Source organism: Paraburkholderia steynii, from assembly GCF_900100565.1.
GTDB classification, from domain to species: Bacteria; Pseudomonadota; Gammaproteobacteria; order Burkholderiales; family Burkholderiaceae; genus Paraburkholderia; species Paraburkholderia terrae.
This window is the reverse complement of the sequence record NZ_FNDI01000001.1, coordinates 192,466-216,150: the sequence shown is the minus strand read 5'-3', so window position 1 is coordinate 216,150 and position 23,685 is coordinate 192,466. Positions and strand designations below refer to the sequence as shown.

Annotated in this window: 22 protein-coding genes and 2 tRNA genes; 14 read left to right on the top strand and 10 right to left on the bottom strand. The window is 64.2% G+C overall.

Annotated elements, in window-relative coordinates:
* Nucleotides 1–15 precede the first annotated feature (15 nt).
* The 3 genes from BLT65_RS00995 (at nt 16) to BLT65_RS00985 (ending at nt 881) form a co-directional block, all read left to right on the top strand.
* Nucleotides 16–91: transfer RNA gene (locus BLT65_RS00995), tRNA-Glu, on the top strand.
* Nucleotides 92–168: 77 nt separating this feature from the next.
* Nucleotides 169–245: transfer RNA gene (locus tag BLT65_RS00990), tRNA-Asp, on the top strand.
* 171 nt (nt 246–416) lie between these two features.
* Complete coding sequence (locus BLT65_RS00985) at nt 417–881, top strand: GNAT family N-acetyltransferase (protein WP_007580501.1); 465 nt, start codon at nt 417–419, stop codon at nt 879–881.
* 55 nt (nt 882–936) lie between these two features.
* Here BLT65_RS00985 and BLT65_RS00980 read toward each other — a convergent pair whose 3' ends face one another.
* Nucleotides 937–1,776, bottom strand: a complete 840-nt coding sequence (locus BLT65_RS00980) for an AraC family transcriptional regulator (protein ID WP_042307253.1) — start codon at nt 1,774–1,776, stop codon at nt 937–939.
* Between the two features lie 217 nt (nt 1,777–1,993).
* Here BLT65_RS00980 and rraA point away from each other — a divergent pair, with 217 nt between their 5' ends.
* Nucleotides 1,994–2,488 (top strand): ribonuclease E activity regulator RraA, encoded by a 495-nt coding sequence (gene rraA / locus BLT65_RS00975; protein WP_091774124.1) that lies wholly within the window; start codon nt 1,994–1,996, stop codon nt 2,486–2,488.
* A 48-nt stretch (nt 2,489–2,536) separates the two neighbouring features.
* Nucleotides 2,537–2,944, top strand: coding sequence for a gamma-glutamylcyclotransferase family protein (locus BLT65_RS00970; protein ID WP_091774856.1), 408 nt, complete (start codon nt 2,537–2,539; stop codon nt 2,942–2,944).
* Nucleotides 2,945–3,049: 105 nt separating this feature from the next.
* Here the strand turns inward: BLT65_RS00970 and aceB are convergent, their stop codons facing one another.
* The gene (gene aceB, locus BLT65_RS00965) at nt 3,050–4,642 is read right to left on the bottom strand and encodes a malate synthase A (RefSeq protein WP_091774121.1); all 1,593 of its coding nucleotides are present in this window, start codon (nt 4,640–4,642) and stop codon (nt 3,050–3,052) included.
* Nucleotides 4,643–4,715: 73 nt separating this feature from the next.
* Nucleotides 4,716–5,504 (bottom strand): haloacid dehalogenase type II, encoded by a 789-nt coding sequence (locus BLT65_RS00960; RefSeq protein ID WP_091774853.1) that lies wholly within the window; start codon nt 5,502–5,504, stop codon nt 4,716–4,718.
* A 149-nt stretch (nt 5,505–5,653) separates the two neighbouring features.
* Between BLT65_RS00960 and BLT65_RS00955 the strand changes: the two genes are divergently transcribed.
* Together BLT65_RS00955 and BLT65_RS00950 are read left to right on the top strand one after the other, a co-directional pair.
* Nucleotides 5,654–6,556 carry a LysR family transcriptional regulator gene (locus BLT65_RS00955; protein ID WP_007742223.1) on the top strand — a complete coding sequence of 301 codons (903 nt, stop codon included), beginning with the start codon at nt 5,654–5,656 and terminating at the stop codon, nt 6,554–6,556.
* Nucleotides 6,557–6,809: 253 nt separating this feature from the next.
* Nucleotides 6,810–7,244 (top strand): universal stress protein, encoded by a 435-nt coding sequence (locus BLT65_RS00950; RefSeq protein WP_007580518.1) that lies wholly within the window; start codon nt 6,810–6,812, stop codon nt 7,242–7,244.
* 314 nt (nt 7,245–7,558) lie between these two features.
* Here the strand turns inward: BLT65_RS00950 and aceA are convergent, their stop codons facing one another.
* The 3 genes from aceA to BLT65_RS00935 all read right to left on the bottom strand — a co-directional run bounded on the left by aceA (nt 7,559) and on the right by BLT65_RS00935 (nt 11,622).
* The gene (gene aceA / locus BLT65_RS00945) at nt 7,559–8,866 is read right to left on the bottom strand and encodes an isocitrate lyase (RefSeq protein ID WP_007742222.1); all 1,308 of its coding nucleotides are present in this window, start codon (nt 8,864–8,866) and stop codon (nt 7,559–7,561) included.
* Between the two features lie 391 nt (nt 8,867–9,257).
* On the bottom strand, nt 9,258–10,931 hold the full coding sequence (locus BLT65_RS00940; RefSeq protein ID WP_091774119.1) for a DEAD/DEAH box helicase: 1,674 nt from the start codon (nt 10,929–10,931) through the stop codon (nt 9,258–9,260).
* Between the two features lie 421 nt (nt 10,932–11,352).
* The gene (locus BLT65_RS00935; protein ID WP_042307259.1) at nt 11,353–11,622 is read right to left on the bottom strand and encodes an acyl-CoA-binding protein; all 270 of its coding nucleotides are present in this window, start codon (nt 11,620–11,622) and stop codon (nt 11,353–11,355) included.
* Between the two features lie 170 nt (nt 11,623–11,792).
* Between BLT65_RS00935 and tsaB the strand changes: the two genes are divergently transcribed.
* Genes tsaB through BLT65_RS00915 form a run of 4 tightly spaced genes read left to right on the top strand, consistent with a single transcriptional unit; the run spans nt 11,793 to nt 15,145 of the window.
* Nucleotides 11,793–12,665 carry a tRNA (adenosine(37)-N6)-threonylcarbamoyltransferase complex dimerization subunit type 1 TsaB gene (tsaB, locus tag BLT65_RS00930; protein ID WP_091774117.1) on the top strand — a complete coding sequence of 291 codons (873 nt, stop codon included), beginning with the start codon at nt 11,793–11,795 and terminating at the stop codon, nt 12,663–12,665.
* On the top strand, nt 12,662–13,156 hold the full coding sequence (rimI, locus tag BLT65_RS00925) for a ribosomal protein S18-alanine N-acetyltransferase (RefSeq protein WP_042307202.1): 495 nt from the start codon (nt 12,662–12,664) through the stop codon (nt 13,154–13,156). The genes tsaB and rimI overlap by 4 nt, the downstream gene beginning before the upstream one ends.
* Nucleotides 13,143–14,168 carry a uracil-DNA glycosylase gene (locus BLT65_RS00920; RefSeq protein WP_091774115.1) on the top strand — a complete coding sequence of 342 codons (1,026 nt, stop codon included), beginning with the start codon at nt 13,143–13,145 and terminating at the stop codon, nt 14,166–14,168. Before rimI ends, BLT65_RS00920 begins: the two co-directional genes overlap by 14 nt.
* Nucleotides 14,165–15,145 (top strand): DUF1853 family protein, encoded by a 981-nt coding sequence (locus BLT65_RS00915; RefSeq protein ID WP_091774112.1) that lies wholly within the window; start codon nt 14,165–14,167, stop codon nt 15,143–15,145. Before BLT65_RS00920 ends, BLT65_RS00915 begins: the two co-directional genes overlap by 4 nt.
* 22 nt (nt 15,146–15,167) lie before the next feature.
* Here the strand turns inward: BLT65_RS00915 and thiD are convergent, their stop codons facing one another.
* Nucleotides 15,168–15,974: a bifunctional hydroxymethylpyrimidine kinase/phosphomethylpyrimidine kinase gene (thiD, locus tag BLT65_RS00910; protein ID WP_091774110.1), complete on the bottom strand. Its 807-nt coding sequence runs from the start codon at nt 15,972–15,974 to the stop codon at nt 15,168–15,170.
* 96 nt (nt 15,975–16,070) lie between these two features.
* Nucleotides 16,071–17,378 (bottom strand): lysophospholipid transporter LplT, encoded by a 1,308-nt coding sequence (lplT, locus tag BLT65_RS00905; protein ID WP_042307210.1) that lies wholly within the window; start codon nt 17,376–17,378, stop codon nt 16,071–16,073.
* 219 nt (nt 17,379–17,597) lie between these two features.
* Between lplT and alr the strand changes: the two genes are divergently transcribed.
* The 3 genes from alr (at nt 17,598) to BLT65_RS00890 (ending at nt 20,485) form a co-directional block, all read left to right on the top strand.
* Nucleotides 17,598–18,668 carry an alanine racemase gene (gene alr, locus BLT65_RS00900; protein WP_091774108.1) on the top strand — a complete coding sequence of 357 codons (1,071 nt, stop codon included), beginning with the start codon at nt 17,598–17,600 and terminating at the stop codon, nt 18,666–18,668.
* 35 nt (nt 18,669–18,703) lie between these two features.
* Nucleotides 18,704–20,080, top strand: a complete 1,377-nt coding sequence (gene radA / locus BLT65_RS00895; protein ID WP_091774105.1) for a DNA repair protein RadA — start codon at nt 18,704–18,706, stop codon at nt 20,078–20,080.
* 141 nt (nt 20,081–20,221) lie between these two features.
* Nucleotides 20,222–20,485 (top strand): DUF2866 domain-containing protein, encoded by a 264-nt coding sequence (locus BLT65_RS00890; protein ID WP_007580542.1) that lies wholly within the window; start codon nt 20,222–20,224, stop codon nt 20,483–20,485.
* Between the two features lie 37 nt (nt 20,486–20,522).
* Here the strand turns inward: BLT65_RS00890 and BLT65_RS00885 are convergent, their stop codons facing one another.
* The gene (locus BLT65_RS00885; RefSeq protein WP_091774850.1) at nt 20,523–21,575 is read right to left on the bottom strand and encodes a CaiB/BaiF CoA transferase family protein; all 1,053 of its coding nucleotides are present in this window, start codon (nt 21,573–21,575) and stop codon (nt 20,523–20,525) included.
* A 91-nt stretch (nt 21,576–21,666) separates the two neighbouring features.
* The gene (locus BLT65_RS00880) at nt 21,667–23,604 is read right to left on the bottom strand and encodes an ATP-binding cassette domain-containing protein (protein ID WP_091774103.1); all 1,938 of its coding nucleotides are present in this window, start codon (nt 23,602–23,604) and stop codon (nt 21,667–21,669) included.
* Nucleotides 23,605–23,685: the final 81 nt, after the last annotated feature.

The following is a 23,685-nucleotide window of genomic DNA, read 5'->3' as shown; positions in this document are numbered from 1 at the left end:
CATGTGAAGTACGTTGTCCCCTTCGTCTAGAGGCCTAGGACATCACCCTTTCACGGTGAGTACAGGGGTTCGAATCCCCTAGGGGACGCCAGAATACTGGCGTTACTTGAAGTTCAGGTAATGCGCTTGCGAGAAATAACTGACGCTCGCAAGTCAGGTAGCAAGATTGGAGCGGTAGTTCAGTTGGTTAGAATACCGGCCTGTCACGCCGGGGGTCGCGGGTTCGAGTCCCGTCCGCTCCGCCAGAAATGAGAAGCCCGCTGAGTTGTCAGCGGGCTTTTTGTTTTTGCGCTTACCATTCGACTCAGTCCGCAACGCATCCAGGGGCCGCTTGCTTCACTGTGGGGCAAACAGCCATTGCCAGCGCGGTCCGCGTGTCTTAACGTTGTGCGGACCGACTCTTTCGTCCTTGCACGATGCTCGACCCGACTGACGATCCATCTCCCTTCCATTTGCGCAAGGCCAGCATGGACGACTTCTCGTTCGCCGAGGCGCTGACGCGCAGCAACATGGGCGGCTACTACCGCCGGCACCATCTCGTGTGGCGCAGCGACCTGTTTCTCGCAAGCTGGCGCGAGTCGGAAAATTTCATTCTCGAAGCGGACGGCGAACGGATCGGCGTGTTGCGCATCACCGAAGAAGGCGACTCGCTGCATATCCGCGACGTGCAGATCGCCGAGGGACATCGGCGGCGCGGGGCGGGCACGTATCTGCTGAATACGTCGCACCGTTGGGCGCGGGCGCGCGGTCTCTCCGAACTGCAGCTGCGCGTATTCGTCGACAATCCTGCGGCACGTCTCTATCAACGGATGGGCTACCGGCTCTCCGGCCCGCGACTCGCACAGCTCGGTTCGATCCGGCATATGGCCCGGCGCGTCTGAGGACGTTGCGGGCGGATCGACTGCGTGTTCACGTTCGTGGCGGCAGCCCGTCTCATCAACTCTGATCGTCCTGATCGTCGTCTTCGTCCCGGTCCCGTTCGTCACGCCTATGCTCCGGGCCCCGCACCATGAATGCCCGCGGACTTTCGCCGAACGCGCGCCGGAACATCGCGGAAAACGCACTCTGACTCTGATAGCCCAGCTCTCGCGCGACGTGCGACAGCGGCCGCCCCTGACTGAGTAATGGAATCGCGCGGGCCAGCACGGCTTGCTGACGCCATTGCGAAAAGCTCACCCCAAGCTCCTGACGAAAAAGCCGCGCGATCGTGCGCGTGCTCGCGCCAACCGTCGACGCCCATCGCTCCAGTGAATCCGTATTCGCGGGATCGGCCAGCACCGCCTCGCACAAGGCACGCAGACGTTTTTCCGTCGGCATCGGCACGGACAGCGGCAAAGGCTGCGACCGGGTGATTTCGTCGAGCGCCAGCGAGCCGAGCAGGCGTTCGCGGTCAGGCGGCAAGCCGGGCGTGTCCAGCGAGGCAATGACCTCGCGCAGCAGCCCCGACACTTCGACGACCCGGCACGCATCCAGTCCCGGCGGCACGACCGTCTCGTTGACGTAGAGCGTTCGCAGAAACGCCTCTTCGACGATGGTCACTTCATGCAGCACATACGGTGGCACCCAGATTGCGCGCGACGGCGGCACCATCCACGTCGTGCCGAACGTGCCCACCCGCAGTACGCCGCGCGACGCATACGCGACTTGCGCCCACGCGTGCGTGTGCCGCGCGATGCGTACACCGGCGGGCATCGGCCGCGAGCGCACGCGGATAGGATGCGTCGGCGTGGGCGCGAACTCCGGCGGAATGTCGGCGAAATCGACGCGCGTCGACATTTCGGCAGACGCTTTCGATGCGGACGGCGTCGAGCGGGTCGTTGAACGGGCAGCTTCAGTCATGGCGTAACGGAGTGGGCGGCAGCGAATCTGCCGCATGACGCTTGTCATTGTAGGGTCGCGCAGGTCATCCGAACATTGGCCGAATGGACGATGCGACATCGAAGAAATGGCGCGGCATAATGCACCGGATTCCTTTCGCCGACGGGAGAAGCTCATGAACTTTGCCACAGCCGACTTGTGCGACGCGCATGAAGATCAGCTCGCCGCCGGTACGTTGCGCGTGCTCGATCCCGTATTCAGCCGTTTCGGCCGCGCATCATGTTTTGGCGGCGAGGCTGTCACGCTCAAAGTGTTCGAAGACAACACGCTGGTGCGCGCGACGCTCGAAGAAAAAGGGGCGGGCCGTGTACTGGTGATCGACGGAGGCGGCAGTCTGCGTTGCGCGCTGGTCGGCGGCAATCTGAGCAAGCTTGGTGAGAAAAATGGCTGGGCGGGCATCGTCGTGTTCGGTTGCGTGCGTGACGTGCTGGAACTGAACGAATGCAACATTGGTATCGTCGCGCTCGCGACCCATCCGCAGCGCAGCGAGAAGCGCGGCGGCGGAGAGCGCGATGTGCCCGTGCGTCTGCCAGGCTCGGCTGTGCGACCGGGCGAATGGGTGTATGCGGATAGCGACGGCGTGCTGGTGGCGAGCGCGCCGCTCTTGTAAAGCCTCAAGTGATGAATGGATGTTGTCTGGACGGAGGGTAGTGAACTGATGCAGAACGTTTTTGTATATGGCACCTTGCGTGCCGGTGAGATCAATGACATCGGCGCCGCGGCGGCGCGCAACGATATCGCTTCGCCGACGCTGGTCGGTGCGGCCACCTTGCGTGGCCGTCTGTTCGATTTCGGCGCCTACCCGGGCCTGGTGCCCGACGCCGCCGGCGTTCACGTGCGCGGCGACGTCTACGCGATCGACGACGAGCTCGTCGCCGTGCTCGATGAGATCGAGCAGGTGTATCCGGGCATCGAGGGTCTGTTCATGCCGCGTGAAGTGACCGTCGATGTCGAAGGCACGCCCGTCACGTGCCGTTACTATCCCGTGCAGCGGGACGCTGTCAAAGGGCTGCCTGAGATACGCAGCGGCGATTGGGTCGAGCACCGGCGTTCGAACGGGCGCTGAGGGCAGCGCCGCAATCGGCAAAACGCAGTCGATAAAAGAATGGCCCAGCAGGCATGACGCCCGCCAGGCCATCCCGGTCGGTCAACCATCGAGCAATTGCGTTGCTCAGAGTTCTTCGTAAAGCGGCAGCGTCAGGAACTCGGTGAAATTCTCCGACGTCGACATGTCGCTAAAGATCTGTGCGGCGCGATCGTACGGCTGCGTATCGCCGGTAATCGCGGCCTTCACCTTGTCGCGTTCTTGCGCCGTCAGATTGCGCACGAGCTCGGCCGTCACCTTGCGGCCGTCGTCGAGTTTGCCCTTCGGCGAGCGGATCCACTGCCACACCTGCGAGCGCGAGATTTCTGCAGTCGCCGCGTCTTCCATCAAGTTATGAATCGGGACGCAGCCGTTGCCCGCGAGCCACGAGCCGAGGTAGTGAATGCCGACGTTGATGTTGTTGCGCAATCCTGCCTCAGTGATGGGCGCTTCCGGACGGAAATCGAGCAGATCCTTGCCTGTCACCTGCACGTCGACGCGTTGCTTGCCGATCTGGTTTGGCCTGTCGCCAAGCACTTTCACGAACTCTTCCATCGCGATGGGCACGAGTCCCGGGTGTGCAACCCAGCCGCCGTCGTAGCCGTCCGTCGCATCGCGCGCCTTGTCCGAGCGCACGCCTGCCATCGCCTTGTCGTTCGCGGCCGCATCGCTTTTGATCGGAATCAGCGCGCTCATGCCGCCGATGGCGGGCGCATTGCGGCGGTGGCACGTCTTCAGCAGTTGCAGCGCGTACGCGCGCATGAACGGCACGGTCATCGTGATCTGCGAACGGTCGGCCAGGCAGAAGTCCTTGTCGTTCTTGAACTTCTTGATCGCCGAGAAGATGTAGTCCCAACGTCCGGCGTTCAGCCCTGAGCTGTGTTCGCGCAGTTCGTACAGGATCTCATCCATTTCGAACGCAGCCAGGATCGTTTCGATCAGCACGGTCGCGCGAATCGTGCCGCGCGGCACACCCACGGCTTCCTGCGCGGCGACGAAGATGTCGTTCCACAGACGCGCTTCGAGATGACTCTCCAGCTTCGGCAGATAGAAGTAAGGCGCCGTGCCGCGCGACAGTTGCTCCTTCGCGTTGTGATGCAGGAACAGCGCGAAGTCGAAGATACCGCCCGACACGCGCTGGCCGTCGACGCTCACATGCTTCTCGTCGAGATGCCAGCCGCGTGGACGCACGATCAGCGTCGCGATTTTGTCGTTCAGCGTGTACGACTTGCCGTTCTGCGCCAGAGAGATCGTGCGCCGCACCGCTTCCTTCAGGTTGATATGCCCGGTGATCTGGTTGTCCCAGCTCGGCGCATTCGAATCCTCGAAGTCGGTCATGTACGAGTCCGCGCCCGAGTTCAGCGCGTTGATGATCATCTTGCGATCGACGGGACCCGTGATCTCGACGCGGCGGCGTTGCAGATCCTGCGGCAGCGGGGCGATTGTCCAGTCGCCTTCGCGGATGCTCTTCGTCTCGGCGAGGAAGTCAGGGCGCTCGCCCGCGTCGAGGCGCTGCGCACGCTCGACGCGCGCTTTCAGCAGTTGCTGGCGACGCGGCTCGAACGTCCGGTGCAGGCTGGCGACGAGTTCGAGCGCTTGCGGCGTCAGAATCGCTTCGAAGCCGGGCTTGATGTCGCCGGTGATGGTCATGCCCTGCGGGAGCGACAACGTGTTCGCCATGATTTCTCCTTGGTCGGTCAGTTTCAAAAATGCGTGGTGATGCCACTGCGTTGCTTCACGGGGTTCGCTGCCGTCATGCTCCAGGGCTGTGGCGCGTGCGGCTGCCTGTTTCCCGTTTCGCTGGTTTTCCGGACGACGTCTGGTGTTCGATAAACGTCATCAAATCGCTCATGCTCCTGCCTGTGCCGTGCGGCGTGACGCCGAGTTCTTCGGCGGGCGCGCCCAGGCGGTTGAGCCAGAACACGGTGTAGCCGAACCAGTTCGCGCCGCTCGCGTCCCAGCCGTTCGACGACACGAACACGATCTCGCGCGCAGTCGCGCCGAATGCCTGCGTGCCGAGCGCATAGGTCGCGGGTGCCGGTTTGAACGCGCGCACGGCGTCCACCGACAGCACGTGATCGAACAGTCCGGACATGCCCGCGCTCTTCACCGCGATGTCGAGCATCTGCGGATTGCCGTTCGACAGGATCGCGAGACCAATCGGCTCGTGGCGTCCCGCTGTACGCACGTCGCGCAATTGGCGCAACGCGGGTAGCACGTCGGGAAACGCGGACAGGCATGCGTATTCGTCCATCAGGCGTTTTTCGCCGGCCGCGTTCAACGCGAGGCCGAGCTTGCGCGCGGAGAACCGCAGCGCGTCGAGCGTGATGTTCCAGAACGGCTCGTAGCGCGCACCGGCGGGATCGGAGGCCGTGCGCAGCTGCGTGTATTCGATCTGTTTTTGCCGCCACAACTGCGAAAGCGCATCGCCGTGGCCTGGAAACATCTGCTCCGCGGCAGCGACGACGGAATGCACGTCGAACAGCGTGCCGTATGCGTCGAAAATCACTGCCTTGGGGAAGAGTGTCGTTGTGGCCGACATTGCCGTGCGCTCCATCAGAGGTCAGGATCGATTCTATTCGTGACGGCTTGTACTAAAAAAGACTCTAAAGATCACTTGATCTTTTACTTTCATCAACCTAATCTGACGCGACCTCTTATTCGTGCGCGATCGACGCGCCACTATCCGCCGTGGACCGCTTCAAACAGATCGAGACTTTCGTGACCGTCGCGGCGCGCGGCAGCCTGTCGGCGGCGGCGCAGTCCGAAGGCGTTGCGCCCGCGATCATCGGACGCCGTATCGACGCGCTCGAGGAGCGGCTCGGCGTCAAGCTGCTCGTGCGCACCACGCGCCGCATCACGCTGACCTACGAGGGCTCGGCGTTTCTGGAAGACTGTCAGCGCATCATTCACGACATGCAGAATGCCGAGGCGAGTGTGTCAGCGGGCGGCGTGAAGGCGAGCGGCCATCTGCGCCTGTCGGCGCCCGCAGGATTTGGGCGGCGGCACGTCGCGCCGCTGGTGCCCGCGTTCACCGTCGCGCATCCCGACGTATCGATCTCTCTCGATCTGTCCGATCGCATGGTCGATCTCGTCAACGAAGGGTTCGACTGCGCGATACGGCTTGGTGAATTGCCTGATTCGTCGCTTGTCTCGTTGAGACTCGGTGAGAACAAGCGCGTATGCGTCGCATCTCCGACTTACCTTGCGCACCGCCCGGCACCGCAGACGCTCGCCGATCTCGCGCATCACAACTGTCTCGCGCTCGGCGCAAGCGCGAACCAGCAGCGCGGCTGGGTGTTCCAGCAGGGCGACAAGGTCGTCACGATCAAGGTGTCGGGCACGATGGAATGCTCGGACGGCGCGGTGCTTCACGAATGGTGTCTGGAAGGCTATGGGCTCGCGTGGCGCTCGTGGTGGGAAGTCGGCATGGATATCGCGGCGGGGCGCCTCGTCAGCGTGCTCGACGATTTCGCCGCGCCGCCCATCGGCATTCACGCGGTGTTTCCGCAGCGGCGGCATCTGCCGTTGCGCGTGCGTCTTTTTCTCGATTTCCTCAAGCACACGTACGGCAATCCCGCGTATTGGGGCTGAGCGCGGCGCGCGCCGTGCTGCGAAGCCCGGATCGCGCGCGGGTTTCCGATATGCGGACATGCCCGCACGCGCCGCTTGCGCGACTTTTCGGCGCACTACAATCGTTCTGACAGCCCGCCGCGCGGCATCGCAACCGCTGCGGCGCAGGCGGTTGCACGCGCATGCCGGCATTCGCGTTCCTGCTCGCCAGGTTGCGAGGCCGCGAATGGCATGAGCGCGCATTCCACACCTGCAGTCGACGACGGAGGGCACCATGTTCAAGCACATCCTCGTTCCGACGGATGGTTCGGACCTGTCGAAGAAGGCGATCGACGGCGCGATCGATCTCGCCCAGGCCGTCGGCGCGCGCGTGACTGCGTACGCGTGTCTGCCGCAATATCCGTACTCGCCGTTTTCCGAAGTCGTGATCGAGCCGCCCGTGGATTTTCAGGACCGCAGCGAGCGCGAGGCGCGCCAGCATCTGCAGGAAGTTGAGGAGGCCGCGCGCGGCGCGGGTGTCGAATGCACGAGCCAGACGAGCGTGCATCCGTCGCCGTATCTGGGCATCATCGAAGCGGCCGAGTCGGGCGGTTGTGACGTGATCTTCATGGCGTCGCATGGGCGGCGCGGACTTGGCAGTCTGCTGATCGGCAGCGAGACGCAGCGCGTGCTCACACATACGAAAATTCCGGTGATCGTCTATCGGTGATGAGCGTTTTCGGCCGCGTTCTTTGCGGATGCCGGGTCTTCACCCGGTGTGTCTAAAAGAACGCGCGCCAGCGGATAGCCGGCGCGCGATTTGTGAAAGCAGCAGCCCGATGTGGCTTGCCGTCGAGTGTGTCTATTAAGTTCTCTCTCAGGTTCGTCTCATTCATATCGGGCGTCATGGACAGACCGCCTGACCTTCCTCCTTGGAAGTGATGGAAACCGGCCCTCTGCGGGGCCGTTTTTCATGATGCTGCGAGTGAGAGGCGCGTATCTTCCGGCCGCTGAATCCGCCGACGTCGGAGGACGTCAGACGCTTCAGGCGACCTTCTTGTTATCGAAGAACTGTTCGTCTTCCGTCGAGCCGTGCAGGGCCGTCGTCGATGCATCGCGCTCGACCGTCTGCGTGACGGCGTCGAAGTAGCCCGTACCGACTTCGCGCTGGTGCTTCACGGCCGTGAAGCCCTTTTCGGCGGCGGCGAACTCGGCCTGCTGCAGTTCGACGAACGCGCTCATCTGCTGGCGCGCGTAGCCGTGCGCGAGGTTGAACATCGAATAGTTCAGCGCGTGGAAGCCGGCGAGGGTGATGAACTGGAACTTGTAGCCCATCGCGCCGAGTTCCTTCTGGAACTTGGCGATCGTCGCGTCGTCGAGGTTCTTCTTCCAGTTGAACGACGGCGAGCAGTTGTACGACAGCATCTTGCCTGGGAATTCCTTGTGGATCGCCTCGGCGAATTTCTTCGCGTATTCGAGGTCCGGCTTGCCCGTCTCGCACCAGATCAGATCGGCGTACGGCGCATACGCGAGACCGCGCGACACGGCCTGGTCGAGGCCCGGCTTCGTGCGGTAGAAACCTTCCACCGTGCGCTCGCCCGTGAGGAACGGCTTGTCGTTGTCATCGACGTCCGACGTGATCAGATCGGCAGCTTCCGCGTCGGTGCGGGCGATCAGCACGGTCGGCACGCCGCACACGTCGGCGGCCAGACGCGCGGCCGTCAGCTTCGCGACGTTTTCGCGCGTCGGCACGAGCACCTTGCCGCCCATGTGGCCGCACTTCTTGACGGACGCCAGCTGGTCTTCGAAATGCACACCCGCCGCGCCCGCTTCGATCATCGCCTTCATCAGCTCGAACGCGTTCAGCACGCCGCCGAAACCGGCTTCCGCGTCCGCAACGATCGGCGCGAAGTAATCGATATAGCCTTCGTCGCCGGGATTCTTGCCTTCCGACCACTGAATCTGATCGGCGCGCGTGAGCGTGTTGTTGATGCGCTTCACGACGAGCGGCACCGAGTTCGCCGGATACAGCGACTGGTCGGGATACATTTCACCTGCCACGTTGGCGTCGCCCGCAACCTGCCAGCCCGACAGATAGATCGCCTTCAGGCCGGCCTTGACCTGCTGCATCGCCTGATTGCCCGTCAGCGCGCCGAGCGCGTTGACGAACGGCTGTTCGTGCATGTCATTCCACAGCTTCTCGGCACCGTGGCGGGCGATCGTATGCTCGGCTTGCAGCGAGCCACGCAGGCGCACGACGTCTTCCGCGGTAAAGCTGCGCTTGATGCCCTTCCAGCGGCTGTCCGTTTCCCATTGTTGCTGAAGCTGCTTTGCCTGGTCGTTGCGCGTCATGGTGTGCTCCTTTTGCCTTGTAAGTGGGTTCGGTGGACTCGTGACCTCCGCGAAGCGAGACCGCCGAAGGCGTTTCGTTTCGTGAAGTCTTATATAAGAGTCTAGGCGTAAGGCGCTAGGTGGGACAGACACCATCAAGGCTTTTTCGGCGATTTTTATTTTATGATTTTCAATGGGTTACGTAACACGTTTCGCAATGAGAAATGGAATTTTCCATGTTGCAATAGCGCCGGTTGTGCCGTGCAACACGATTTTTTACGACGCAGAAAATTTTTTCGTATCGTGAAATCATGGCTGGGGCGAAAAAAACCGACGCCGGGGCGTCGGTTTTTCGGGATGCGGCAGATTTGCCCGCATGAGTCAGGCGCCGTGTGAGGCGCCTGCGCGACATTTAGTCGCCGCGGCGCGTGTTGCGCGGGCCGTCGTTGCGGCGAGCACCGAAACCACCGTCACGCGAGAAACCGCCTTCGCGATTGCCGCCACGATAGCCGCCTTCGCGGTTGCCACCGCCGAAGCCGCCTTCACGCGAACCGCCTGCCGGCTTGTTGTTGCCCCAGCTGCGACCACCGCCGCTGCCGGCTTCGCGCGGCGCGCCGTAGCCGCCGCCATTGCCGCCGCCATTGCCGCCGCTGTTGCCGTCACGCGAACCACCGTAGCCCGGCTTGCCGCCGCCGCTGCCGAAGCGTCGGCCACCATTGCCGCCGCCCGGACGGCCACGGCCGCCGCCGAAACCACCGCGGCCGTTAGCCGGCGGGGACTTGCGCGGCTCGAAGCCTTCCACGACGTTGACAGGCAGCGGCGAACGCACGAAACGCTCGATGCGCTTCAGCGCGCCCTGTTCGGCGTGATGCACGAGGCTCACTGCGATGCCCGAGCGGCCCGCGCGGCCCGTACGGCCGATACGGTGTACGTAGTCTTCAGCGAACTTCGGCAGGTCGTAGTTGAACACGTGCGTGATGCCGGGAATGTCGATACCACGCGCAGCAACGTCGGTCGCCACCAGCACGCGCACACGGCGCTCGCGCAGTGCGCGGATCGTGCGGTTACGCGCGCCTTGCGGCAGGTCGCCGTGCAGCGCAGCCGATTCGAAACCGGCGTCGGCCAGACGGCCAGCCAGCGAGTCGGCGTCGCTCTTCGTCGCCGTGAAGACGATGGCCTGGTCGAGGCCGTCGGCGCGCAGCAGATGGTCGAGCAGGCGGTCCTTATGATCGCGGTCGTCGACGTAATGCACCGTTTGCGCGATGTTGGTGCGCTGTTCCATGCGCTGGACGATCTCAATACGCTCCGGATCCTTCAGCAGGCGGCCCGTCAGCGAACCGATCTTGCCGTCGAGCGTGGCCGAGAACAGCATCGTTTGACGCGTGGCGGGCGTCGCGGCAACGATCGTCTCGATGTCGTCGATGAAGCCCATGTCGAGCATGCGGTCGGCTTCGTCGAGCACGAGCATCTGCAGTTGCGACAGGTCGATACGGCCGCGCTCCAGATGGTCGAGCAGACGGCCCGGCGTGGCGACCAGGATTTCGGGGTTCTTCGCCAGCAGCATCAGCTGCTGGCCGTAGGCGACGCCGCCCAGAATGCTGACGGTGCGCAGACGCTTGAGGTGCTTGCCGTACGTGGATGCTGCCGTCGTCACCTGCATCGCGAGTTCGCGAGTCGGCGTGAGGACGAGCAGGCCCGGACGCGCGACGGGCATCGGACGGCGGCCACGGCCACCGGCGTTGCTGTCGCTGCGCGGCTCGCGCGGTTGACTGGCCAGCGTTTTTTGCAGCTGCGCGAAGCGCTCGATGGCGGGCAGCATGAACGCGGCCGTCTTGCCCGAACCCGTCGGGCTCGACACCAGCAGATCGCGGCCCGCAATGCCGGCGGGGATGGCGCGCTGCTGGACGGGCGTCGGCGTCTTGTAGCCGGCTGCCGTCAGCGCAGAGACGATATCCGCCGACAGACCCAGCTCAGCGAACGTCGGGCCTTCAGCTTCAACGGCTTGCACGGCCGTTTCCGGCGTGTCGAGACCGAGGGCTTGTTCGGCGATGGCGTTCAGCGGGCTGGTGGTATTGCTCGAAGTCATGAGAATCCTTGAAACATGGGAAGTAACACGTCGGCGCCAATCGGCATACCCAAGTCGTCGGATTCAGCGAGCAAAAAATCAGCGAGCAAATCGAAAAACGGGGGCAACTCGCAACAATGAAGGCGAGTTTCTCGTTAGAAGCTGTATCGAATGCGACATGCCGGAATTGGCGTGCCGCCAGCCTGGACTTGACGGCCCGTAGGGCCATGCAGGAGGGGACAGGTTCTAAACTGGATTGGAGCAAAACGCTACGAGACGCTTTTCCGCAGCGTCTCCGGAACAGACCGGACATAAGCGGTGAAGCGCAGCCAGCATTATACCGATTTTTGCTGCACCGCGCCACCGTTAAGAACTTTCCGAATTAAGGGGGCTAATTCGTGAGAAGAATGGATGCTTAGCCGCGCCTTCAATGCGTTCCGTATCAGGCCGCCGTACCGTTTTTCAGCGATTCGACCAGCTCGACATATTGCTGTTTGGCCGTTTCCTGCGCGGTGCCTTGCAGCGCGGCCCACGCATCGTACTTGTACTTGCCGACGATATCCGTGAAGCCGGGCTTGTCGCCATGCACGTCGCCGTCGGTGCCCTGCTTGAAGAGCGCGTACAGGCGCAGCAGCGTGAGATTGCCCGGACGCTCCGGCAGTTGCTTCACATCTTCCAGTGCCTTGGCGAAGAGACCGTCCACGTCGCTCATCAGATTCTCCATGCTTTATTCGAGATAGGGCGTCGATCATAACAAGCGATGCGCGGCGCGCGGCCCCGGGAGGCTGGAGCGATTCTTCCAAACGCCGGGCGCGGCTGTCGGGCACGCGTCGGGTTTTGTTCGCATCCGGCGATGCAGGGTGCCGCATTACAATAGCGGTCATGACGAAAATCGTGCTGCTTGCCCTCGATACTTCGACCGAATTCTGCTCGGTCGCACTCCTGTCCGCCGAATCCGCCGACGCTGCGTCATCGGCCGATGCGGACGCGCCTGCGCCCGAACCGCGCGTGTGGACGCGTCACGAAGCGACGGGCGCCGTCTCCAGCACGCGGCTTCTGCCTGCCATTCGCGAACTGTTCGACGAAGCGGGTCTCGCACTCGCCGACTGCGACGCGATTGCGTTCGGCTCGGGTCCCGGCTCGTTCACGGGTTTGCGCACCGCGACGGGCGTCGCGCAGGGTCTCGCGTTTGGGTTGAATTGCCCGGTGGTGCCGATCGGTACGCTGCTCGCGTGCGCCGAAAGCGTACGGCTGCGCGATCCGTCGGTAACACGCGTGCTCGCCGCGCTCGACGCCCGCATGGACGAGGTCTATTGGGCCGACTACGCGTGGGACGACGGCGCGGGCGAATGGCGTACGGTTCATTCCGCGTCGCTTGGCGCGCCGGATGCGCTCGCGTTGCCGGATCAGCCGTTCGCGCTCGCGGGCAATGCTGCTGCCGCTTTTGGCGAGCGGCTCACGGCGGTATCGGCGGCGCGTAGCGTCGATCGGGAAGCCGTGCCGCACGCATTGCCGGTTGCGTTCGCCGCGCTGCGGGCGTTCCGCGCGGGGCGTACGCTGCCCGCCGACCAGGCCGCGCCGGAGTACATCCGCGACAAGGTTGCGCAGACCACGGAAGAGCGCATGGCCGCGAAAGCGGCGCAAGTGCAGGCAGCGGCAGCGCTGAAGGGGCAGCCGGGCAACGAGTCCGAAGCTGGTAAATCGGGTAAAACGGGCCAGGCGGCCCAAACCGCGCACGACGAGGGCACGCGATGAGCGGTGTGTTGCTGGCGGACCGTTACATGTCGCCGATGACCGAAGGTGATCTCGACGAGGTCGCCGCTGTCGAAAAGCTCGCTTACGAGTTTCCATGGAGCCGGGGCAACTTCGAAGACTCGCTGCGCAACGGCTACTTCGGCATGTGCCTGCGGCACGTGACGGGCACGCTGATCGGCTATTGCGTGCTGATGCCCGTCGTCGATGAAATGCATCTGCTGAATCTGTGTGTCGCGCCCGTGGCGCAGCATGCGGGCGCGGGACTCGCGCTGCTGCGCGAAGCCGTGCGCGTCACGCACGGCGAAAAGCTCGCGGGCATGCTGCTCGAAGTGCGGCCGTCGAACCATCGCGCGATCAAGCTGTACGAGCGCTTTGGCTTTACGTCGATTGGCCGTCGTAAGAACTATTATCCGGCGCGGCATCGCAGCCGGGAGGACGCCATCGTCATGCGTTTCAGTTTCGCGAAGGAGGGCGCAGATGGCGCTGCATGAATCTGCATTGGAAGAACTCGGCCTGGCGGCGAGGTGGGTGCGTCGCGGGATCACGCAGGACGCGGCAGTCGAGCCTGCACCCGAAAGCGCCGCCGATACTGCGGTGAGCGAAGCGCCGCTTGCACGCGCCGATAGGGCCGCGGCCGGAAGCAATGAAACGGTGCGCGCGCAAGCAACCGGTTCGATCGAAGCGCAGTCGGGCGCTGCAATGTCGGGCGACATCGTTGAGCCCGCAATCAAACCCGTCGCGCGAGCCGAAGCGCAAGCGGCGCATGCGCCCGAATCCCGCCGCGCGCCACCTCCCGCATCGGACGCGCCGCCGCCGTCATCCGATGACGACTTTGCCTGGTTCGACGACCTTCCCGCCGAACCGCCTTCGCATACGTCGGAGATAGAAGCCAAAGCGGACAGCCCCGGACAGCCGTCCATAGATACGCTCGACTGGCCCGCGCTCGAAGCCCGCGTATCGGCATGCGAACGCTGTCGTCTGTGCGAGCGGCGCACCAACACGGTGTTCGGCGTCGGCAATCGCGAAGCCGACTGGATGCTGATCGGCGAAGCGCCCGGCGAGAACGAGGACAAGCAGGGCGAACCGTTCGTCGGCCAGGCGGGCAAGCTGCTCGACAACATGCTGCAATCGCTCGATCTCGCGCGCGGCACGAACGTCTACATCGCGAACGTGATCAAGTGCCGGCCGCCCGGCAACCGCAATCCGGAACCGGACGAAGTCGCGCGCTGCGAGCCGTATCTGCAACGCCAGGTCGCGCTCGTGAAGCCGAAGCTGATCGTGGCGCTCGGGCGCTTCGCCGCGCAGAGCCTGCTGAAGACGGAGGCGAGCATTTCGTCGCTGCGCGGACGCGTTCACGAATATGAAGGCGTGCCCGTCGTCGTCACCTACCATCCCGCGTATCTGCTGCGCAGCCTCGGCGACAAGTCGAAGTCCTGGCAGGACCTGTGCCTTGCCCGCGACACGTGGCGCAACGCAGCCGCGCAAGGAGAAGGGCCGAAATGAGCGAAGACGCCGGGCCGACCGCTTCGTTCGAGGCGCCGTCAGCGGCCCGGCTCGATGCGCTCGCCGATGCCGCCGTGCGCGACATCGCGTGGCTGCTGTTCAGTCCCGACCTGTTGCGCGCGCAACGGCCACCCGGTGTGCTCGCGACACCCTTCGAATCGCCCGATGAAGTCGCTGCATCGCTGGACTGGCTAGAAGCGCAGGACGCCGACCCCGCCGCGTTGCATCGGCATATTGCGGCGGCACGCGTGACGCGCCTCGGGCGCTACGCCGAGTGCCTGCTCGGATGGTTTCTGCAGCAGGGTCCGGCGGCGCGCCTGATCGCGGCGAACGTCGCGTTGCGCCGCGCCGGCGTCACGCTCGGCGAATGCGATTTTCTCGTCGAGACGCAGGCGGGCAGGCGGCTGCACTGGGAACTGGCCGTCAAATGCTATCTGCACGCAGGCGATGGCCGCGGCGAACTGGCCGACTACGTGGGCCCGAATCTGCAGGACCGCTTCGATCTGAAGCTCGCGCATCTGCTCGATCATCAACTGCCGCTCAGCGCGCGCGAAGAGTTTGCGTCGCTCGGACATCGCGGTCCGTGGGACCCGCAGATGTTCGTCAAGGGGTGGCTGTTCTATCGGAATGGCCTTGCGGAGCGCGACCCCATCGAAATCGATCCTACGCACGCGCGCGGATGGTGGACGACGCGCGCCGAGTGGCCGTCGTTTTCCGGCACGCAGGCCGATGCGTGGATGCTGCTGCCAAGGCTCGAATGGCTCGCGCCGCGCGTGCGCGATGGGCGTCACGCGCCGGGCTTCGTATCAGCGGATGCGCTCGCGCAGCAACTCGCGCAACAGACCGGCCCGACGATGGTCGCAGCGTTCGTCGAGCGTGCTGATGGACTGTGGACCGAGCGCTCGCGCGGCTTCATCGTGCCCGACGACTGGCCCGAGCGGGCGCAGGCATTTGCACGCGAGCAGACGGCCCGCTGACAAAGCGCTCAGCGGCTGCGTTCTACCACCAGCGATAGAAGTGATGCACCGGCCCGACGCCATGACCGACGTCGAGTCGGCCGCTCTGTTCTAGCGCGCCCGTCAACCAGACTTTCGCATCGGCGACGGCGCTCGCGAGGTCGTCGCGCTGCGGAATCAGCGCCGCGATCGCCGACGACAACGAGCAACCCGTGCCGTGCGTATTCTTGACGGGCACGCGCGGACCGGCGAGACGCATCGTGCCGCTGTCCTGAATCAGCCAGTCGGGGCTGTCGGCGGCGGCGAGGTGGCCGCCTTTCATCAGCACCGCGCGCGCGCCCAGCTTGCGCAGCGCTTCGCCCTGATCGACCATCGCGGCTTCATCGGTCGCGCTCGATGTGCCCAGCAGCGCGGCCGCTTCCGGCAGGTTCGGCGTCAGCAGATCGGCGAGCGGCAGCAGTTCGCTGCGCACGGCGTCGACGGCTTCGGGCGCGAGCAGCGCGTGATTGCTCTTCGAAATCATCACGGTATCGAGCACCACATGCTTCGGCTGGTGACGGCGCAGCGCGTCGGCGACGGCGCGCACGATCGATGCGTTCGCAAGCATGCCGATCTTCACGGCGTCGATGCGGATGTCGTCGAACACGGCATCCAGTTGCGCGGTGACGAAGCCGGGGTCGGGCGTGTGGATGGCCGTCACGCCGCGCGTGTTCTGCGCCGTCAATGCCGTGATCACGCTCGCGCCGTACGCGCCGAGCGCCGAGAAAGCCTTGATATCGGCCTGAATGCCGGCGCCGCCGCCGGAGTCGGAGCCGGCGATCGTCAGGACGTTGGGAATCGGTCGGGTCATGGAAGAACCTGAAAAGCGGAGCGCGCGTGGCGCGCTGGGACAGGACGGATACGCGGCGGCAGCGAAGATGCGGCAGCGGCGGGTGTCAGTGCCGCGTCAGTGCCGGGCTTCGCCGATCAGCGACACGGAATCGAACGCACGCTGGTTCGCCTGATGGCGGCGCATCACGAGCCACATCATCACGCACACGAAGGTGCCGAACAGCACGATCACGATCGCGACGGGCACGTCGAGCCACACGAGCACGGCGTACAGGCACAGCATGATGAGCACGGAGAGATTTTCGTTGAAGTTCTGCACGGCGATCGAGTGACCCGCCGACAGCAGGACGTGCCCGCGATGCTGGAGCAGCGCATTCATCGGTACGACGAAGAACCCCGACAGCGCACCGACGATCATCAGGAAGATATAGGCAAAGATCAGATAACCGGGGACGTGCATCTTGCCGAAGTAAAAGCCCCAGTGCGACGGGAACATATGCTTCGTATAGAAAGCCATCAGCATCACCGCGATGCCCATGATGATGCCGACGGGCAGCACCGACAGCGACTTCTTCAACGGCACGCGCGCGGCCGCGATCATCGCGCCCGCCGCGACGCCCACGGCGACCACGGCCTGCAGGATCGCGCCTTCCGACAGCGACATGCCGAGCGACACTTCCGCCCACTTCAGCACGATGAATTGCAGCGTCGCGCCCGCGCCCCAGAACAGCGTCGTGACGGCGAGCGAAATCTGGCCGAGCTTGTCGTGCCACAGCACGACAAAGCAGTCGGCGAAATCAGTGATGAGCTTGATCGGTCCGTGCGCCTGACGCGGATAGCGGGCGCCCGTGTCGGGAATGCGCAGATTGAAGAGCGCGGCAATGATGTAGATCAGGATGATGATGAGCATCGCAGCTTCCGCCGGCGTATGGATCGCGGACGGCGTGTGTTTGATGACGTGCGATGCAATATGTGGGCTGATCAGTGCGCCGCCGAGCACGGTGCCGAGAATGATCGAGCCGACGGTCGTGCCTTCAATCCAGCCGTTCGCGGCGACGAGGCGGTCAGGCGGCAGCAGCTCGGTGAGAATGCCGTATTTGGCGGGCGAGTAGGCGGCGGCGCCAAAGCCCACGATGCCGTATGCCAGCAGCGGATGCGCGCCAATCAGCATCGTGAGGCAACCGACCACCTTGATCGTATTGGTCACGAACATCACACGGCCCTTCGGACGGGAGTCCGCGAAGGCGCCGACAAAAGCCGCGAGCACGACGTACGACAGCACAAAAAACAGCTTGAGCAGCGGCGTCATCCAGTTCGGGGCGTGAAGATCTTTCAGCAGTGCAATAGCAGCGATCAGAAGCGCATTGTCGGCCAGCGACGAAAAAAACTGCGCGGCCATAATGGTGTAAAAACCTTTTTTCATCTGATGCGATGCTTTCCTCGCTGCGGTCTGTCCGCCCCGGCCGTGAGGTGTGCGTCCGGGCTTATTCCGTTCGAAATGGGTTGTGCGCACGGCTTTATATCACGAAAATAGCCGAATCCCGACTAGCAGAATCCTTGATCGCATTGTCGCGGTTGCCTCGGGGGCGTTGCAAACGCCCTGTAAGCTGCTGATTCGACAATGTCTTTACGAAAATATCCCATGCCGCGCCCAGTCTCAGCCACGATTCATACCGCCGCTCTCGCCAATAACCTCGCAGTTGCCCGCCGTTATGCGCCGAAGTCCAAAATCTGGGCCGTCGTCAAGGCCAACGCCTACGGTCACGGACTCGCGCGAGCGTTCCCGGGCTTGCGCGCAACCGACGGCTTTGGTTTGCTCGACCTCGAAGAAGCCGTGAAGTTGCGTGAATTGGGCTGGGCCGGGCCAATTTTGTTGCTCGAGGGCTTTTTCCGGCCGACGGATATCGACGTCATCGACCGCTACAGCCTGACCACGGCGCTGCATTCGGACGAGCAATTGCGCATGCTGGAAATGGCGCGTCTGTCCAAGCCCGTCAATATCCAGCTAAAAATGAACAGCGGCATGAACCGGCTCGGCTACACGCCCGAGAAGTTCCGCGCCGCGTGGGAGCGCGCGCGGGCCTGCCAGGGCGTGGGCCAGATCACGTTGATGACCCATTTCTCGGACGCTGACAGCGAGCGCGGCATCACCCATCAGATGGAAGCGTTCGAGCGCGGCGCGCAGGGCATCGCGGGCGCGCGCAGCCTGTCCAATTCGGCCGCTACGCTCTGGTATCCGGAGGCGCATTTCGACTGGGTGCGCCCGGGCGTGATGTTGTACGGCGCGTCGCCCTCGGGCTTGAGCGCGGAGATCAAGGACACGGGCCTGCAACCGGCAATGACGCTGAGCTCGGAACTGATCGCGGTGCAGACGCTCAAGGAAGGCAGCACGATTGGCTACGGCTCGATTTTCACCGCGCGCGCAGGCATGCGCGTCGGCGTCGTTGCGTGCGGTTACGCCGACGGCTATCCGCGTGTCGCGCCGGAAGGCACGCCCGTGATCGTCGACGGTATTCGTACGCGGATCGTCGGGCGCGTGTCGATGGACATGATCACCGTCGATCTCACGCCGTGTCCGCAGGCGAATGTCGGCTCGCGCGTCGAGCTGTGGGGCGCGCAGTTGCCCATCGACGACGTTGCGCAGTCAGCCGGCACAATCGGCTACGAGCTGATGTGCGCCGTCGCACCGCGCGTGCCTGTGCGTGCCGAATAATCCACATCAAGAACCACGACGCGTGACAAAACAAGTTGGCTAAACAAAAAACGTTGTACATCTGCACGGAATGCGGCGGGCAGTCGCCGAAGTGGCAGGGCCAGTGCCCTGCGTGTCATGCGTGGAATACACTCGTCGAGTCGGTTGCGGAGTCGCCTTCCGCGCACCGCTTCCAGGCGCTCGCCAAGAGCCAGCCGGTGCAGCGGCTCGCCGAGATTCATGCTTCGGACGTGCCGCGCTTTTCGACGGGCGTCGGCGAGTTCGATCGCGTGCTCGGCGGCGGGCTGGTGGCGGGCGGCGTCGTGCTGATCGGCGGCGATCCGGGGATCGGCAAATCGACGCTGCTGTTGCAGTCGCTTGCGGAAATCGCCAGCGAACGGCGGGCGCTCTATGTGAGCGGCGAGGAGTCGGCGGCGCAGATTGCGTTGCGCGCGCAACGGTTGTCGCTGCTCGAACCGGGCTCGCACGCCAGCGAGCTGAAGCTGCTCGCCGAAATCCAGCTGGAGAAAATCCAGGCGACCATCGCCGACGAAAGGCCGGACGTCGCCGTGATCGACTCGATCCAGACCATCTATTCGGAAGCGCTGACGTCCGCGCCAGGATCGGTGGCGCAGGTGCGCGAATGCGCGGCGCAACTGACGCGCGTCGCCAAGCAGTCGGGCACGGCCATCATCATGGTCGGCCACGTGACGAAAGAGGGCAGCCTCGCGGGCCCGCGCGTGCTCGAGCATATCGTCGATACCGTGCTGTATTTCGAAGGCGACACGCATTCGTCGTTCCGGCTCGTGCGCGCGTTCAAGAACCGCTTCGGTGCCGTCAACGAGCTGGGCGTGTTCGCGATGACGGAACGCGGCTTGCGCGGCGTCGCGAATCCGTCGGCACTGTTCCTGTCGCAGCACGAGCAGATCGTGCCCGGCTCGTGCGTGCTGGTCACGCAAGAGGGCACGCGGCCGCTGCTGGTCGAAGTGCAGGCGCTCGTCGATGCGGCGAACGTGCCGAATCCGCGCCGGCTGGCCGTCGGCCTCGAACAGAACCGCCTTGCGATGCTGCTCGCCGTGCTGCATAAGCACGCAGGCATCGCCTGTTTCGATCAGGACGTGTTCCTGAACGCAGTGGGCGGCGTGAAGATCACTGAACCCGCCGCCGACCTCGCCGTGCTGCTCGCGATTCATTCGTCGATGCGCAACAAGCCGCTGCCGAAGGGGCTGATCGTATTCGGCGAAGTGGGATTGGCGGGTGAAATCCGGCCGTCGCCGCGCGGTCAGGAACGTCTGAAGGAAGCCGCGAAACTCGGCTTTTCGATTGCGCTGATTCCGAAGGCGAACGCGCCGAAGCAACCCATCGACGGATTGCAGGTGATCGCCGTCGAGCGCATCGAGCAGGCCATCGACCGTATCCGAACGCTCGAATAAGCCGGACTCAGACGTCTGCGGATCGCGTCGGCTTTCTGGCGTAATCCGCTGTAAATTTCTCAACCGCGGCTGTAACCCAAGCGACTTTCGTTTTCCCTATCCTCGTGAAATGGAATGTCACGAGCGGAAAAAGGAAGCGTCTTGAAACAGTCCCATGAATCCTCAGCCGAGTTTCTCTCGAACCTGCGCGGCTGCCGCGTATCCGCGCCCATCCAAGGGCTTTGGGGCGGCGGCTGCCGGATCGTCGAATGGATCGACACGACGGGGCAGATTTCGCGGCGTGTGGTCGCGGAAGATGTGACGGCCGATGAAGTGCGGGCGACCATCCGGCATCATGTGGAAGGCCGCAAGCACCGGTTGATCGACGACGAGCGGGAGCCACGGCAGACCTTGCCGCGGCGTTAAAGCGGCCTCACGGCGCTCACCGCGCCCGCCAGGCGCCTTAGTCCGATTCCCCGTCGCTTGCCTGCTGCTCCATCAGCGCCTCGCGCGCGGCCGCATTGAAGAGCGGATGCTGGGCGGCTTCCGCCGGCGTCAGCACGGGCGACACGCAACAATCCAGCGGCACCAGCAGCGCGGCCCATTCGTCGAGCGCCCGCGTGGCGATTACGTCGGCCACGTCCTTGATCAGCTGCACCGCGTCCGGTCCGGCGATCGCCTGGCCGAGGCTCCAGTGGCGCGTCGCCCAGTCGGGGCGGTCGAGCGCCATGCACAGCGTTTCCCAGAATTTGAGTTCGAGCGCGCCGACGGCGAGCCAGCGCCCGTCGAGCGTGCGATACAGGTTGTAGCAGGGCACGCCGCCATTGAGCAGGCTGCTGCCCGCGACGGGCGCCGTGCCGTCGTTGGCGAGCGCGACTTGCGCGACGACGTTGTTCGCGTACGTGCAATGCGCCATCGACACATCGACGAACCGCCCATCGCCGCCGCGCGCAACGGCCCACAGCGCGGCGAGAATCTGATTGACCGCCGACAGCGCGCCGCCGAGCAGATCCGCAATCTGGAAGTTAGGCACGATCGGCGCGCCGTCGCGCGACGCCAGTTGGTCGAGCACGCCCGCATAGCCGATGTAATTCAGATCGTGCCCGGCCAGCTGCGCGAACGGCCCATCCGCGCCGTACCCCGAAATCGCGCAGTAGACGAGCTTCGGGTTGATCACGCGCAACACGTCATAGCCGAGGCCGAGCCGCTCCATCACGCCGGGCCGGAAGCTTTCGATCAGCACGTCCGCTTCGCGCGCGAGCGCCATCAGCACGGTGCGTCCGCCTTCGGACTTCAAGTCGAGCCGCGTTTCGCGCTTGCCGCGATTCACCAGCCGGTAGAACGCGCCGGGTCGTCCCGCCACGCGGTCGGTGCTGCTTTGCATCATCGTGCGCGTTGCGTCGCCGGCGCCGGGCGCTTCGATCTTCAAAACGTCGGCGCCCATTTCCGCGAGCCGGAGCGTCGCGACGGGACCAGGCAACAGGCGTGTCAGATCGAGCACGCGCAAGCCCTTCAGTGCGGCAGTAGACGACAATGCCCAGCCCTCCCATCGATTGCTGGCGCGGCCTCGATTCCCTGTCTGTTCCTTCGCGGCGGCGAAGGGGCCGTTAGCCGATTTGTTCGAGTTCCTCGTGCGCTTCGAGCCAGTCGGCTTCGAGCGTTTCGAGTCGTGCAGTGACATCTGCCTGACGGCGTATCGCTTCCGTCAGCTTTGTTTTTTGCTCGGCGGCGTAGCTGGCGGGATCGGCGACGAACGTATCGAGCGTCGCTTTTTCCGCGTTCAGCGCATCCATTTCCTTTTCGATCTTCGCGATGCGAGTCTGCAACGGCTTCTTCAGATGCGCGAGCTTCTGGCGCGTTTCCGCTTCGAGACGGCGCTGCTCCTTGCGATTCACCGAGGCATCCGCGCCGTTCACGTCGCCGTTCGAAGCATCTGCCTTGAGCGCCGCGCGCTGTTCGGCGGCATGTTGCAGCAGCCAGTCGCGATAGTCGTCGAGATCGCCGTCGAATGGCTGCAGTTTGTGCTTCGCGACGAGCATAAACTGGTCCGTGGTGGCGCGCAGCAAATGCCGGTCGTGCGACACGAGAATCAGTGTGCCTTCGAACTGCGCGAGCGCCATAGTCAAAGCGTGGCGCGTTTCGAGGTCGAGGTGATTGGTCGGTTCGTCGAGCAGCAACAGGTTCGGCTTCTGCCAGATGATCAGCGCCAGCGCGAGACGTGCCTTTTCGCCGCCGGAGAAGGGCGCGATGGCGGCCGTCGCCATGTCGCCGGAGAAGTTGAAGCTACCGAGGAAGTCGCGCAATTCCTGCTCGCGCGTGTCCGGCGCGAGCCGCGCCAGATGCTGCAATGGGGAATCGTCGGGCCGCAGCGTTTCCAGCTGATGCTGCGCGAAGTAGCCGATCTGCAGACCCTTGCCTTCGCGCACATGGCCGCCGAGCGGCGCCAGCGTACCCGCGAGCGTCTTGATCAGCGTCGACTTGCCCTGGCCGTTCGCGCCGAGCAGGCCGATGCGCTGCCCGTTCTGGATGGACAGCGCGACACGATCGACAATGGGAATCTCGCCGCCGTCCACCGCGTGATAACCGCAGCGCACGTCTTCCATCACCATCATCGGATTGGGCGCGGAATTGGGCGCGCGGAACTCGAACGTGAACGGCGACGCGATATGCGCGGGCGCGATCAGCTCCATCTTTTCGAGCGCTTTCATCCGGCTTTGCGCCTGGCGCGCCTTGGTCGCCTGCGCCTTGAAGCGGTCGACATAGCTCTGCAGATGCTCGATGGTCTTGCGCTGCTTTTCGTAAGCGCTCTGTTGCAGCGCCAGTTGTTGGGCGCGCAGCACTTCGAACTGCGAGTAGTTGCCGCCGTACCGCTTGATCTGCTGGTTCTCCAGATGCAGCGTAACATTGCAGATCGAGTCGAGAAATTCGCGGTCGTGCGAGATCACGATCAGCGTGCCCGGATAACGGTGCAGCCAGTCTTCGAGCCAGACGATTGCATCGAGGTCCAGGTGGTTGGTCGGCTCGTCGAGCAGCAGCAGGTCCGATCGGCACATCAGCGCTTGCGCGAGGTTCAGGCGCATGCGCCAGCCGCCTGAGAAACTGCCGACGCTCGCGCGCGTCTGTTCGAGCGTGAAGCCGAGGCCGAGCAGCAATGCCTCGGCGCGCGCGGGCGCCGTGTAGCCGTCGGCGTCGGCGAACGCGGCGTGCGCTTCGGCCTCTGCCGCGCCGTCGTGCGCGGCGGACGCCACCGCAATGCGCGCTTCGATCGCGCGCAGGGCGGCGTCGCCATCGAGCGTGTAGTCGAGCGCGGTCTTGTCGGCGGCAGGCGTCTCTTGCGCGACGTGCGCGATCTGCCACGACGGCGGGATCGAAACATCGCCGCCGTCCGCGTGCAGTTCGCCGAGCAGCACGGAGAACAAAGTGGATTTGCCCGCGCCGTTAGCGCCCACGAGACCGGCCTTCTCGCCGGGATTGAGCGTGAAGGTGGTTTGTTCGAAGAGCGGCTTCGTGCCGCGCGCGAGACTGAACTGGTTAAAACGGATCACAGCAGGGCCGGCTCGAAGAAAAACGCTATTTTAGACTGCGCGGCGCGCGCTCAGGCATTGGCCGATCGGCCAGGTGGCGCG